Origin of the sequence: Hoyosella sp. YIM 151337, assembly GCF_026041215.1 — a bacterium.
Taxonomy (GTDB): Bacteria; Actinomycetota; Actinomycetes; order Mycobacteriales; family Mycobacteriaceae; genus Hoyosella.
Genome location: NZ_JAPEIQ010000004.1, coordinates 122,387 through 137,458, shown reverse-complemented (window position 1 = coordinate 137,458; position 15,072 = coordinate 122,387). Strand labels below are relative to the sequence as shown.

General features: G+C 63.9%; 1 pseudogene. It reads left to right on the top strand.

Features of this window, described 5'->3' with window-relative positions:
- Positions 1-9: 9 nt before the first annotated feature.
- A pseudogene (locus tag ONR57_RS01185) lies at positions 10-15,024 on the top strand (amino acid adenylation domain-containing protein); the annotation flags it as partial.
- Between the last annotated feature and the right edge of the window lie 48 nt (positions 15,025-15,072).

Genomic DNA, 15,072 nt, shown 5'->3' with positions numbered 1-15,072 from the left:
TCTGGCGCGAACGTGCGTGTGCAGTTGCTTCCGCAGCTGATGGCGACGGCGGTGGAGGCCAACCCCACCGGTCCGGCGCTCATCATGGGGGAGAAGACTGTCTCGTATGCGGCGCTGGACAAGCGTTCCTCACGCCTCGCGCGGCTGCTGATATCGCGTGGCGTGGGCCCCGAGTCATTCGTGATCATCGGGATGTCCCGGTCGATTGAATCAGTCGTTGCTTTGTGGGCAATCGCGAAAAGCGGGGCCGCATACGTGCCGGTGGACCCGTCAGCGCCGGAAGGCCGCATCGCCCACATCGTTTCCGATTCCGGCGCGACCATCGGACTCACCACCAGCGAGACCAGGGCGACGCTGCCTAACACTATCGCGTGGATCGAACTCGACGATGAGGCCGTCAAGGCGGAGCTGAAAACACATCCTCCTGCCCCAATCTCCTACCTCGATCGCCTCGGCGTCCTGCGGCCGGAGAATCCCGCGTACATGATCTATACCTCTGGATCGACGGGTCTGCCGAAGGGTGTCGTTGTCACCCACTCTGGCCTTGCCGCGTTCGCGCAGGAGCAGCGGGAACGTTTTTCGATCGATGCGTCGGCCCGCACCCTGCATTTCGCGTCGCCGATCTTCGACGCGTCAGTACTGGAATTGCTCCTCGCGATACCATCCGGGGCTGCGATGGTGATCGCGCCGACCAGCGTGTATGGCGGCGCCGAACTGGCTGATTTGCTGCGGGAGCACGCCGTCACGCACGCGTTCGTCACCCCTGCCGCCCTGGCCACAGTGGATCCGGCTGGGCTTTCAGATGTCCGTGTTGTCATCGTGGGTGGCGAGGCGTGCCCACCGCAACTGGTGTCGCAATGGGCGCCGGGCCGCGAAATGTACAACGGGTACGGTCCGACGGAAACCACGATCGTGGCGAGTATCGCCGGACCGATGCAGCCTGGCGCCCCGGTGACGATCGGGGGACCGATTCGCGGTACCACCGCGATGGTTCTGGATTCACGCCTTAAGCCTGTCCCCATCGGCACAACGGGTGAGCTGTACATCGGCGGTCCGGGGCTCGCGCGCGGCTATCACGACCGACTAGGGCTGACTGCGGATCGTTTCGTGGCGAACCCTTACGGTGACGCGGGGGAGCGAATGTACCGCACCGGTGATCTGGTGCGGTGGACGAGCGATGAGCACCTCGACTACATCGGGCGCTCCGACTTCCAGGTCAAGGTGCGCGGTTATCGCATCGAACTCGGCGAAATCGACGCGGTGCTGCGCCATCACGATGCGGTGCAATTCGCGGCCACTCTCGCTCACGAGTCACCCGCAGGTGAAAACATCCTGGTTGCGTATGTGCAGCCGGCTGAGGATGTTCAGCTCGATACGGCCGAACTGCTCCGCCATGCCGCACAGAGTCTGCCGAACTACATGGTCCCGAGTGTTGTTGTCACGATCGACGAGGTGCCGCTGACTCCGCAAGGAAAGGTCGATCGGCGTGCGCTGCCGATGCCTGATCTGAGCGGGGACCGCGAGATCATCCCGCCGACCACAGATTCCGAGAAGAAGGTCGCCGCGATCTTCGGGGAGATCCTCGGTCTCTCCGACGTCAGCATTCGCGATTCATTCTTCGAACTCGGCGGGAACTCCCTCATGGGTACGCGCGCCATTGCCCGCATCAACGAGGCGATGGGTACGGACCTGATTATGCGTGTGCTTTTCGAGGCGCCCACGGTTGAAGAACTCGCTGCACGTGCCGAAGATGCTGCCGAAGGCACGGGCCGAACTCCGTTGCTCCCGCAGCCGCGGCCCGCACACATTCCGCTTTCGCTCGCACAGCGGCGGATGTGGTTCCTCAACCAGTTCGATCCGGCTTCAGCGGCATACAACATCCCGATGGTCCTGCGCCTGCGCGGACCCCTTGACGTGCCCGCGATGCAAGCAGCGTTCCGCGACGTGCTGTTGCGCCACGAGTCGCTGCGCACGGTATTTCCGGAGTTCGCCGGCCAGCCCTCGCAGGTCGTGCTGGAGATGCATCAGATCGAAACTGAGCTCGAACTTGTCGACTCTTGCCTAGAACGTGTGACGGCGCAGGCCGGAGAATTCGCGGGCCAGGGTTTCGACGTCGTGCGAGAACTGCCAGTGCGGGCGCGCGTATTCCGTCTCGACAGCGCTGATCATGTCCTCGGGGTCGTGGTACACCACATCGCGGCAGACGGCTTTTCGATGACTCCGCTCGCCACGGACGTGATGACCGCATACGCTGCCCGCGCGCAGAGCAGCGAACCGGAATGGGCCCCGCTTGAGGTCCAATACGCTGACTTCGCCATCTGGCAGCGAGAAGTGCTCGGCGATGAGAGCGACCCGCGCTCCCTCGCGGCGCAACAAGAGGACTACTGGAAGAAGCAGCTCGCCGACGCTCCCGAACTCATCGAGCTGCCCACCGACCGCCCGCGCCCAGCAGTGCAGTCCCTGCGCGGCGCTACCGAGCACTTCACGATCGACGGTGATACTTACCGCCGGCTCGGGGAACTCGCATCGAGCTACAACGCGACTCCGTTCATGGTTGTCCACGCGGCGCTCGCGGTGCTGCTTGCCAAACTGTCCGGTCAGCGTGACATCACCATCGGCACTCCAGTGGCGGGACGCGGCGAACGCGCCCTCGACAACCTGGTCGGCATGTTCGTGAATACGCTCGTCCTGCGAACGGATGTCGACGGCTCGGCGAGCTTCGGCGACCTGCTCGCAAACGCGCGAGAGACAGATCTCGCCGCGCTCACCCACGCTGACGTTCCATTTGAGCGGCTCGTCGAGGTGCTGAGCCCGGAACGGTCCACAGCGCACTCACCGCTGTTCCAAGTGCTCCTGACATTCCAGAACCAGCAATTCCCCACCTTCGAACTGCATGGACTGGAAATTTCCCCCGTCGATCCGGGTGCCGACACCGCAAAGTTCGACCTCAGTGTGACGGTCGTCGACTTCGCCGAGGACTCAGGCGCACCGCGCGAACTGATTTTCAACTACGCGACCGACCTTTTCGACGCGGAGACCATCCGATCCTTCGCCAGCCGATTCGTGCGAATCCTCGAAAGCATTACGGACGATTCCCGCCAGCCAATTCGATCAATCGGCTGGCTGACCGAGGAAGAGCTCCAGTGGAGCATCACAGCCTCCCAGGGGATGGTGCAGGCAGCGCCAGCGCAGTCGGTCATCGAGATGATTGCCGCGCGTGCCGCCCACCTCCCCACTGCGGCCGCCGTCGTCGCCGACGGACGAGTCCTCACCTACGCCGAACTGGATGGTTACGCCTCTGTTCTTGCAGGGGACCTCATCGCGGCGGGAGTCGGCCCAGACGATGTTGTCGCGCTTGCGGTACCACGCTCGTTCGAATGGGTCGTCGGCATGGTCGCGGCCTGGAAAGCGGGTGCCGCGTATGCGCCCGTCGACCCCACGTTCCCGGAAGACCGCCTCACCGCTGTCCTGAACGACACCGAGGCGAACGCTGTCGTCGCTCTGCCAGGCTGGGAGCATGCGCGCGTGGCCGCGGAACAGTGCCTCATCACACTTGACGTCATACCCGGTCAGCCGGTCGAGCTCCAGCAACACGAGGATCGCTGGCATGATCCCGGCGCCGACCAGCGCATCGGTTACGTCATTTCCACCTCCGGTTCGACGGGGCGGCCGAAGCCCACCCTTGTTCCGATGGGCGGTATCGCCAACACACTGGCCTGGTATCAGCAGTGCACCGATCTTGAGCCCGGGGACGGTGTGCTTATCGCCTCGTCGCCAGGGTTCGACCTCACGCAGAAGAACGTATGGGCTGCCCTGACTCAGGGGGCGACGATCGTCTTAGCGCCTGAAGGTTTTGACCCTGCGGAAATCCTGCCGCTGGCGTCGACACACAGCGTGGCGCTCGCGAATATGTCGCCGAGCGCGTTCGAGGCCCTGGTCGACAGCGACACAGAGCAGGCCCTTGGGGCCATCCGCCAAGTTTTCCTCGGTGGCGAAGCAGTACGCCCCCGGCCGCTGCAGCAGCTCCTCGGGCGGGGTGTCCGGATCTTTAACAGCTACGGACCGACCGAAGCGTCGGACGTCGTTTCCTTCCACGAGATCGCCCGCGGACACGCAGGTTCTGTGCCGATCGGCGGCCCGATCCCGAACATCGACCTCCTTGTCCTCGATCGTGACCTCACCCCAGTCCCAGCTGGTGTGAGCGGTGAACTGTATGTCGCAGGTACCGGTGTCGGGCGCGGTTACGGAAAGATGCCCGGTCTCACCGCCGCGCGGTTTGTTGCGGATCCGTTTGGCGCGCCAGGTGCCCGTATGTACCGCACGGGCGATCTTGTGCGGCGGCTCCCGGACGGAACACTCGACTACATCGGCCGGACAGATTTCCAGGTGAAGGTCCGCGGTTTCCGCGTTGAGCTCGGGGAGATTGAGTCCGCGTTGCTCACTCACCGCGAGGTTGCGCAGGCGACTGTCGTGGTCAACCGCGACGGTGCGGACAGGATCGTGGGGTACGTCGTCCCTCGCCACGGGGGGCCGGTCGATACGGATGATGTCATCAGCCATGTCGCCGAGTTCCTGCCTGCGTACATGGTGCCGGCGCTGCTCGTTGTGCTCGACGCGTTCCCATTGACCGCCAGCGGCAAAATCGACCGCCGAGCGCTGCGCGCGCCAGATTTCGCGGCACGGGTCACCGAATCTCGTGCCCCGGCGTCGGAAACCGAACGCATCCTCGCCCAGTTGTTCACGGAAGTCCTCGGCCTTCCGTCAGTCGGCGTCGACGACTCGTTCTTCGCGCTCGGCGGCGACAGCATCATGTCGATCAACCTGGTGTCGCGAGCGAAGGCCAGCGGGCTGCATCTGACGCCGCGGGACGTCTTCGAACAGCGCAGCGTCGCGGGCCTCGCGAGTGTCGCTGACCGGTACGCCGCGGAAGACGCGCCAACCGTACTGGACGAACTCCCCGGCGGGGGAGTCGGAGCGATGCCGCTGAGCCCGATCATGGAGTGGATGCTCGAACGCGGTGGCAGCTTCGGGCGTTACACGCAGTCTGCGCTGCTGACGCTCCCCACAGGAGTCGACGAGACGGGCATCGCGTCGACGCTCCAATCGGTGCTCGACCATCATGACTTGCTGCGAGCGCGGATTGACGTGGCCAGCCACACGATGATCGTGGCTGATCCCGGTGCGGTCCGGGCTGAAGACCTGATCACGCGAGTGGAGGTCGACCTCGTTCACGCCGCTCCAGGGACAGCCGAATTCGTCGAGCTAGCACAGCGGGAACTCGAAGCCGCTGCCGGTCGGCTCAGCCCCGAAACCGGCGTCATGGTCCAGGTGACCTGGTTCGATTGCGGCCCCGAGACTCCAGGCCGGATCCGGATCGTCGCGCACCACACGGTGATGGACGGGGTCTCGTGGCGCGCCCTGATCCCTGACCTCGCTTCGGCGTGGGCCCAGCTGAGTTCCGGGCAGCCGCCGCAGCTCCAGCCCGTCGGCACCTCCTTCCGCCGCTGGGTAACTGGCCTGGCGGAAAACGCTCCGGCACGGAAGGGTGAACTCGACCTGTGGCGCACGATTCTTGATCGTGCCGAGGCGCCGGTCGGTCCCCGGCCGTTCGATCCACAGACCGACGTGAACGACACCATCGAGCAACTCACCTTCGACCTCCCGGCCGATGTGACGGAGGCATTGCTCACCCGGGTTCCTGACGTTTTCCGGGGCGGTGTCAACGACGGTCTGCTCGCCTCGCTTTCGCTCGCACTTGCTGCCTGGCGCGGCAACGCTGCGCCACTCGTTGGTATGGAGGGGCACGGGCGTGAGGAACGGGCGGTCCCCGGCGCTGACCTCAGCAGGACGGTCGCGTGGTTCACCTCGATCGTTCCCGCACGCGTGGATCTGGCTGATCTCGATATCGAAGAGGCGCTCAACGCCGGTCCCGCTGCCGGGCGCGCTGTACAGCGCGCGAAGGAACACCTTCTGTCCATGCCGGACAGCGGCATCGGTTACGGCATGCTGCGCTACTTGGACAGTGACACAGCTGAGGAGCTCGCGGCGCTGCCGAAGCCTCAGGTGATGTTCAACTACCTCGGCCGGGGTGCGTCGGGTGAAATACCCGAGGAACTACGCGACCTCGGCTGGATGCCATCGGCGGACGGCGGCGAAAAAGGCTACACGCTGAGCCCCGACATGGCCGCGCCAGCAGCGCTCGACATCACGACCCGCGTGGCGGAAAGCGCTGACGGGCCAGTAATGAAGGTGCTGATTCTCTACCCGTCCACGCTCCTCACCGAGTCTGCCGTGCGCGAATTCGCCGAAACGTGGCAACGGGCTTTCGGTTCGGTTGCCCGGTATGCCCGGGAGATCGAGAAGGCGGGCCTCACACCATCAGACGTTCGGCTTGCCCGCGTCAGTCAAGAGTCGATCGACCAGCTCGAGGCTCGTTATCCCGCGCTGTCGGACGTCCTCCCGCTCTCGCCGCTGCAAGGCGGAATGCTGTTCCATGCCGCGCTCGCCGAAGACAGCGTCGACGCGTACGTCGTGCAGCTGGTGCTGCACCTCCGCGGAACAGTCGACGCCAACCGCATGCGCCGAACCGTGCAAGCACTCGTCGACCGGTACCCGAACCTGCGTGCCGCCTTCACTCCAGACGCCACGGGACGGCCCGTCCAGGTCATCGACGACGCCGCGGCAGTGCCGTTCCAGACGGTCGACCTCTCGGCCGCGCAGGATCCTGCTGCCGCGCTCAGCGCGTGGCTGACAGAGGACAAAGCCCAGCGCTTCGACATGTCGACGGCACCGCTGCTGCGATTCGCGCTCGTCGATGTGGGTGGCGGCGAGTACCGCCTCGTCATGACGAACCATCACATCCTGATGGATGGATGGTCGACACCGCTGCTGCTGAAAGACCTGCTCACGCTGTACGTACTCGACGCCGATCCGACCCACCTGCCGGACGTGCGGCAGTACCGGGACTTTCTTGCGTGGCTCGCCGAGCACGATCCAGAGGAGTCGCTGCGTGCGTGGCAGGCCGCGCTCAGCGGTATCGATGAGCCGACCACGCTGGCGCCGCTGAACCAGGCACGCCAGCACGATGTTCGCTCGCGCGAAATCGAGCACGCGTTCTCTGAGGCAGAAACCCAGCGCCTGCAGGAAGTTGCACGACAGTTGGGTGTCACGCTCAACACGGCGGTGCAAGTTGCCTGGGCAACCGTGGTTGCTGCCCAAACGGCGAGGCAGGATGTCGTTGTCGGCGCGACCGTCTCCGGCCGCCCGCCGCAGCTAGCCGGTGTCGAGAACATGGTGGGCCTGTTCATCAATACGGTGCCAGTACGCATCTCGCTTGACCCGGCAGAGACGCTTGCCGATCTCCTGACGCGGGTGCAATCTGAGCAAGCCGCGATGCTTGATCACCACTTCTTGCAGCTAGCGGACATTCAGCGGGCTGTGGGGCCAGGCGCCCAGTTCGATACGCTCACCGCGTTCGAGTCGTACCCCGTCGACCAGGCCGGCCTCACCACAGAAACCGATCTCGCTGGCATGCGCGTCACCGGGTTCGATGGCGAGGACGCGGCACACTATCCGATCGGTGTGGTGTCATCCGTAGACACGAAGCTGAATATCCGTTTCAAGTTCTTCCCGGACCTCTTCGAAGAAGAGCAGATTCGCGCGCTGGCCAGCCGAACAGTATCGGTACTCGAGCAGATCGTCGCGGACAGCAGTGCGCGTCTTGCTCACGTCGATGTATTGACGCCCGCGGAAAAGGACTTCCTTGTTCCTGTGCGTGGCGCGGCTGCGGCCGAGCCACGTCACTTCGCGGATATTCTGAGCGCAGCTGCCGCTCGTAACCCGGACGCGGCTGCGGTCGTGAGCGGCGACCGCACTGTCACGTACCGCGAACTTGACGAAACATCAAACCAGCTGGCGCGGTACTTGATCCGCCGGGGAGCAGGGCCTGAAGACTACGTTGCGCTCGGTATTTCACGCTCCGTCGAATCAGTACTCGGCATTTGGGCCATTCTCAAAACGGGTGCCGCGTACCTGCCGATCGATCCGGAGTATCCGGCGGATCGCATCGAGCACATGCTTCGAGACTCTGGAGCCACGCTCGGGCTGGCGGTGCAGGAGTCGCGCGGCAAGCTCCCCGAAACGACCGATTGGATCGTTCTCAGTGAACAAGAGACGACCATCAATGTCTCGCATTTGCCGAAGACGGCACTAGCAGATTCGGAACTGCGAAGCGCCCGGGATCTGGCTCACCCCGCCTACATCATCTACACGTCGGGTTCGACCGGACTGCCGAAAGGTGTGGTCGTATCGCATGTCGGGTTGGCCAGTGTGGTCTCTGAGCAGCGACAGCACTTCGACGTTGTCGAGCACGACCGGGTCTTACATTTCGCGAGCCCCAGCTTTGACGCGTCAGTGTTCGAAAGCCTCTTCGCGTTTGGTGCGGGTGCGACCATGGTTATCGCACCTCCCGGGATTCACGGTGGTGAGGACCTCGAAGAAGTCCTGAGAAACAACCGCGTCACCCATGCTTTCATCACGCCCGCAGCCTTGCGGACTGTAGATCCGGCGCAGGTGCCAGATCTCGCAGTCATCGCCACCGGCGGCGAGGCATGTCCGCCGGAGGTCGTCCAGAGGTGGGCGGGCCACGCGTCGCTCTTCAACCTGTACGGTCCGTCCGAGGCGACGATCTGGAGCACCGCCAGCAGTGCGATGCAGGCGGACCGGCCGGTCGATATCGGGGGTCCAGTCGCTGGAGTCGACGCACTTGTCCTCGACGCGCACCTGCGCCCGGCACCGGCAGGAGCCCCGGGCGAACTTTACATCGCGGGGGCGCTGCTAGCGCGCGGATATCATGGCCGGTTCGGGTTGACGGCGGACCGCTTCGTCGCCAACCCGTACGGCGAGCCCGGTGAGCGTATGTACCGGACTGGTGATCTGGTCCGCTGGGTGCGTGATCCGGGTGGCTCCCTCGTGCTCGAGTTCATTGGCCGCACCGACTTCCAGGTGAAAGTCCGCGGGTACCGCATCGAACTGGGCGAGATTGACGCTGCGCTGCGCGCTCACCCCGACGTGGATTTCGCGATCACAATGGGACACAAGCGTGCCGCGACAGGCCAGAACGTGCTCGTTGCGTACGTGACAGCGGTCGCGGGTGCCGCCCTCGACAACGCTGAGCTCGCTGAGTTCGTCACTGAGAAGCTGCCCGACTACATGGTGCCCTCATCGATCATGGTGATCGATGAGGTCCCGATTGCGCCGACGGGCAAGATCGATCGTCGGGCGCTGCCCGAGCCTGTGTTTGCCACCCGAAAGTATGTGGCACCGCGAAATGATCTGGAGGCAAAGCTCGCTCGGGTATTCAGCGACGTGCTGGGCCTCGAACGCGTAGGTGTCGACGAGTCGTTCTTTGCGCTCGGCGGCGACAGCATCGTCTCCATTCAGCTCGTTGCGCGCGCGAAGGCCGAGGGTGTCATCATCCGCGCACGAGACGTTTTCGAGCGCAAGACTGTCGCGGGGCTCGCCGAAGTTGCCCAAGAAGGCAGCGAGGCGGTCGCCGTTCTGGAGGAGCTTTCGGGCGGCGGCATTGGTGCGGCAGAGCCCCTGCCGATCATGCACTGGCTCGCGGACCTTGTGGGGCCGGACGGCGGATATCGCCGATTCCAGCAGTCCCTCTTGCTCACGCTTCCAGCGGAAGCAACCCGCGAGCACGTTGTGCGAACGATCCAGGCGATACTTGATCACCACGATGCCCTGCGCAGCCGGTTCGCCCGCACCGGTGAGACCCTCCACTACGAAGTCCTGCCGGTCGGTGACGTCCACGCCGACGATGTTATTTCGGAAGTGTCGGCGCCAGACGAGACGTTCCAAGACACTGCGGCGCTCGAACGCCTTGTGCTCGACGAGTTCTCAGCCGCGGTGAAGCTGCTTGATCCCGAGGCCGGTGTGATGGTGCGCTTCACCTGGATTTCGCGGCAGGGCAGCGGTGGCAAGCTGATTGTGGCCATCCACCACCTCGCTGTCGACGGTGTGTCGTGGCGCATTCTGATACCGGACTTCGCGGCGGCTGGGGCAGCAATCGGTGCTGGAGCACAGCCTGCTCTGGAGCCGGTGGGTACGTCGGTGCGCCGGTGGGCACACGGCCTGGCGGACCGCTCCGGTGATGCTGACGTCATCGCGACTCTGCCCGTCTGGAAGGACATCGCGTCCACGCCAGATCCCCAGCTGGGGAGCCGTCCCGTTGATCCTTCAGCGGACACCATGACTACGGTCGAGCGTTTCACGGTGGAGCTTCCGGAGGTAGCGACAACATCGCTCTTGACGACACTGCCGCGCAAATATCGCGGCGGCGTGAACGACGGGCTGCTTGCCGCGCTCGCCGTGGCACTCAAACAGTGGCGCGAAGACCGAGGTGTGCTGCAATCGTCGGCGTTCATAGCGCTCGAAGGGCACGGCCGCGAAGAGGAAATACTTCCAGGAGCTGACCTTGGGCGCACCGTCGGCTGGTTCACCAGCATGTATCCGGTACGCCTCGACGCCGCAGATGTCACGCTGACGGAAGTAAGCTCCGGCGCTCCGAAGACGAGCGAACTCGTCAAGTCGGTCAAGGAGCAGCTACTGGCTGTACCGCACAAGGGCCTCAGTTACGGGATGCTCCGGTATCTCCATCCTGAGAGTCGAGCAGAACTCGAGCGTTTTGCCGAGCCCCAGATCGCATTCAACTACCTCGGCCGGTTCGGCCAGGCGGACGCCGCTGCATTCGGTGACATTGGGTGGCTCCCAGACGGAAGCATCGAGCTTGTTACCGATCCGGACGCTGACATGCCAGCCACGTCAACTCTGAGTATCGGTGCGACGGTGTTCGACTCACCGTCTGGGCCCAAGCTCAAGGCTTCCTTCGCTTACGCCTCAGGCGTGCTCAAGGAAGCCGAGGTCCGTGACCTTGCGGACGCGTGGGTCGCAGCCCTCGTCGGTCTCGCGTGGCATGCGGAGTCCGACAGTGCGGGCGGTCTGACACCATCGGACGTTCCGCTGGTAGACATTGACCAGCCGCGCATCGACGCCATCGAAGCGCGATACGGCGATGTCGAAGATGTGTGGCCGCTTACGCCTCTGCAAAACGGCTTGCTATTCCACGCCCTCCTGGCCGGCGATGCCCTCGATGTGTACACGACGCCGACGAAGATTCGGTTGGGCGGTGACGTTGACCCGGAGCGTATGCGGCGAGCCGGACAAGCACTCGTCGACAGGCACCCGAACCTTCGCTCGAGCTTCCTCCATGACGCGGCCGGGAATGCGATTCAGGTGGTCCAGCGGACGGCGCCGCTGCCCTGGCATTTCACGGACCTGAGCGCGCGCCCAGCGACTGACGCGCAAGCCGAGGTCCGCCGGATACTCGACGCGGACCTTGCTGCCGGTTTCCGCATGGATGCGGGACCGCTCATCCGCATGCACCTGATCAGGGTCACCGGTGACGAGTACGAACTCCTCATCACTAATCATCACGTGCTCCTCGACGGCTGGTCGATGCCGTTGCTGCTCAAGGAACTCATCGCCCTCTACGTCCTGGACGGCGACAGCTCGCATATGCCAGCCGTTCGTTCGTACCGCGATTTCCTCACGTGGCTCGCAGCTCAAGACCATGGTGCGGCGCTCGATACGTGGCGGGATGCGCTCCGGACGGTCGATGAGCCGACCTTGGTTGCACCAGGCGTCACCGAGGGATCGCACGGCGAGCCCTCTGACGTCGTCCGCGAGCTGTCCGCCGAGCAGACAGAGGCGCTGACGACGCTCGCGGGCCGCCTTGGCATAACGCTGAACACGATTGTGCAGGCTGCCTGGGGTTTGTTGCTCAGCCGTCAGCTTAACCGAAGCGAAGTCGTTTTCGGTGCAACCGTCTCTGGCCGCCCAGGGCAAATCACGGGCATCGAGGAGATGATCGGTCTCTTCATCAACACTCTGCCGGTACGCGTCGGCATCGATGAGTCCGAGTCATTCACAGGTCTACTCGTGCGATTGCAGCAGGAGCAAGGAGCGCTGCTCGACCACCAGTATGTAGGCCTCACCGACATCCAGCGCATCGCAGGGGCCGGGGCACTGTTCGACACACTCGCGGTGTTCGAGTCGTATCCGATCGACCAAGCAGGTGAGGGGAGCGCGGACTTCGCTGGAATGCGGTTGCTCGGAGCGGAGGGCACCGACGCCACTCACTATCCGCTGACCCTGCTCGCGTTTACCGAGCCGAACTTGCGGTTGAAGCTGAAGTACTTCCCCTCGATCCTCGGGGAGCAAGCTGTCGCGAGAATGCTGGACCGGCTCGTGCGCGCGATAGAGGTTCTCATTGTGGATCCGCAGCGCCGCGTGGGAGTGATCGACCTTCTCGATCCCGAAGAGCGCGAACTCGTTCTGCATGGCTGGAATGTTGCGGGGCCAGGAGCGCCCGCAGGAACGACGCTGGTGTCGCTGTTCGAGGATCAGGTGCGGCGAGTACCAGGAAACGTCGCGGTCCGGGCCGGGGGTGTCGACGTCACCTACCGGGAACTCGACCGGCGGGCCAACGAGGTTGCGCGCCTGCTGATCGCAAAGGGCGCCGGCCCGGAGTCACTTGTCGCGGTGGCGACTGCGCGTTCGCACGAACTGCTCATCGCAATTCTGGGTGTCTTGAAGTCGGGCGCCGCATACGTGCCCGTGGATGTGTCGTACCCGGCGGAGCGGATCGAGTACACGCTCGGCGATGCGCGTCCCGTCGCTGTCCTGACAACCTCGGAGGAGCAAGATGTGCTTCCACAAGGTTATGAACGGATCGTTCTGGATGACGAGCGCACGAAGCTGGAACTCCAGAGCTTTGACGACAAGCCGCTGACCGCCGTCGACCGGCGTGGCGAGCTGCGTCCCGACAACGTCGCGTACGTCATCTACACCTCAGGATCGACCGGTAAACCGAAGGGCGTGGCGGTCACGCACGCTACCGTCACCGCGCTGATGGCCAACACTGACGCTCTGTTTGGCTTCACCGAGTCGGATGTGTGGACACTGTTCCACTCGTACGCATTCGATTTCTCGGTGTGGGAAATTTGGGGCGCCCTGCTTTACGGCGGCTCTGTGGTGATCGTCGACTACCTCACCTCCCGCTCACCGGCTGATTTCCTGGCACTGCTGCGTGATGAGCGCGTGACTGTGCTGAACCAAACTCCGACAGCGTTCTATCAGCTTGTCGAAGCGGACCGCGAAGCCGGTGGCGCGGAGCTCGCGCTGCGTTACGTCATCTTCGGTGGTGAGGCGCTTGACCTGTCGCAACTCGAGCGGTGGTATCAACGGCATCCTGAGGACGCTCCGAAACTCGTCAACATGTACGGCATCACGGAAACGACCGTCCACGTCACGCACCGGGAACTCGACCGGGCGTTCGCGGCCAGCGCTTCCGCGTCCGTGATTGGCCGGGGGATCCCCGGCCTGAGTGTCTATGTTTTGGATGACCGGTTGCGGCCGATGCCTGTCGGGTCGACCGGCGAACTGTATGTGGCTGGCCCGCAGCTATCGCGAGGCTACCTCGGCCGCCCGGACCTGTCGTTCTCGCGCTTCGTTGCGAATCCCTTCGGGGAGCCAGGCGAGCGAATGTACCGCACCGGTGATATCGGGCGGTGGAGCAGTACTGGTGAACTCGAATACTTCGGTCGCTCCGACTTCCAAGTCCAGTTGCGCGGTTTCCGCATCGAACTTGGGGAGATCGAAACCGTGATTGGACGGTTCCCCGGAGTAGCGCAGGCCGTCGTCCTCGTCAAAGACCACGAGACACTCGGCGAGCGGCTGGTGGCGTATGCAGTCGCTGAGACGGGCGCAGCTCTCGACGGTGCTGCGGTTCTCCAGGACGCAGCGCAGCACCTGCCCACACACATGGTGCCCGCCGCGGTGGTCGTTCTCGATGCACTGCCGCTCACCGCTAACGGCAAACTGGACCGAAAGGCGCTGCCTGACCCGGACTTCAGTGGTGGGGCGGAGTTCATCGCACCCCGGACTGAAAGCGAGACCCTGGTCGCGCGTGTGTTCGCTGAGGTGCTCGGCACAGAACGGGTGAGCGTTGACGCCAGCTTCTTCGAACTGGGCGGCAACTCACTGATCGCTGTGAAAGCCATCTCTCAGCTGTCCGCGGAACTGGGCGTAGCTGTCCCGCTGCATGCGCTGTTCGGCACACCTACCGTGGAGGCAGTTGCCCAGGCTGTTGATGAAGCGAAGGCTACTGGCGGCATCCGTGACGACGAAGCACTGAACGTCATATTCCCGATCCGCACGGACGGCGCGGGGCCCGCCCTCTTCGCCATCCATCCAATCGTGGGGCTCGCGTGGTGTTATAGCGGCTTGAAGCCCAGACTTCCGGCTGGCATGCCGATCTACGGGGTCCAAACACCCGCTGCCTCGTCGACTGAACCCGTCCCTGATTCGATCGATGGCATCGCGGGCCAGTACATCCACGAAATACGCAAGGTCCAGCAAAGTGGGCCTTACCGGTTGCTGGGTTGGTCGCTCGGCGGCGTGATCGCGCACGCGATGGCGGTGCAATTGCAGGCGGACGGTGAAGAAGTCGAGCTACTTGTCATGCTGGATAGCTTCGCCGATGGCGCAGGGGATAACGTCGGTGCGACCGACGTTACCGTTCAAGAAGTGCTCGGTGCTTTCGGAATTGGTGAAATGACGGCGGCACCGGAAATGGACCTGGAGACCGTGCTTGATGGGATAGCCGCTCAGACACCCGTCTCACGCGAGGCGTTGCAGCGAATGCTCGATGTCGCAGAGCGCTCTGCTCAGGCGATGCGTAACTATCGCCCGGGTGTCTTCCATGGCGATTTGACGTTCTTCACTGCGGTGAAGGATCGGGATGACGCATCAGCGGCGGCGCACTCGTGGCAGTCAGCGGTGAACGGGCAGATTGCGGATTATGCGCTGCCGGTTACTCACTGGGAAATGACAAGCGAATCCGCACTCGACGAAATTGCCGAGGTACTGCGGGGTAGTGCTGTATTCGAGAGTTGACGCACGTGAGGTTCCCACGAGTTCACCGTGAGAACCTCACGTGGCGTG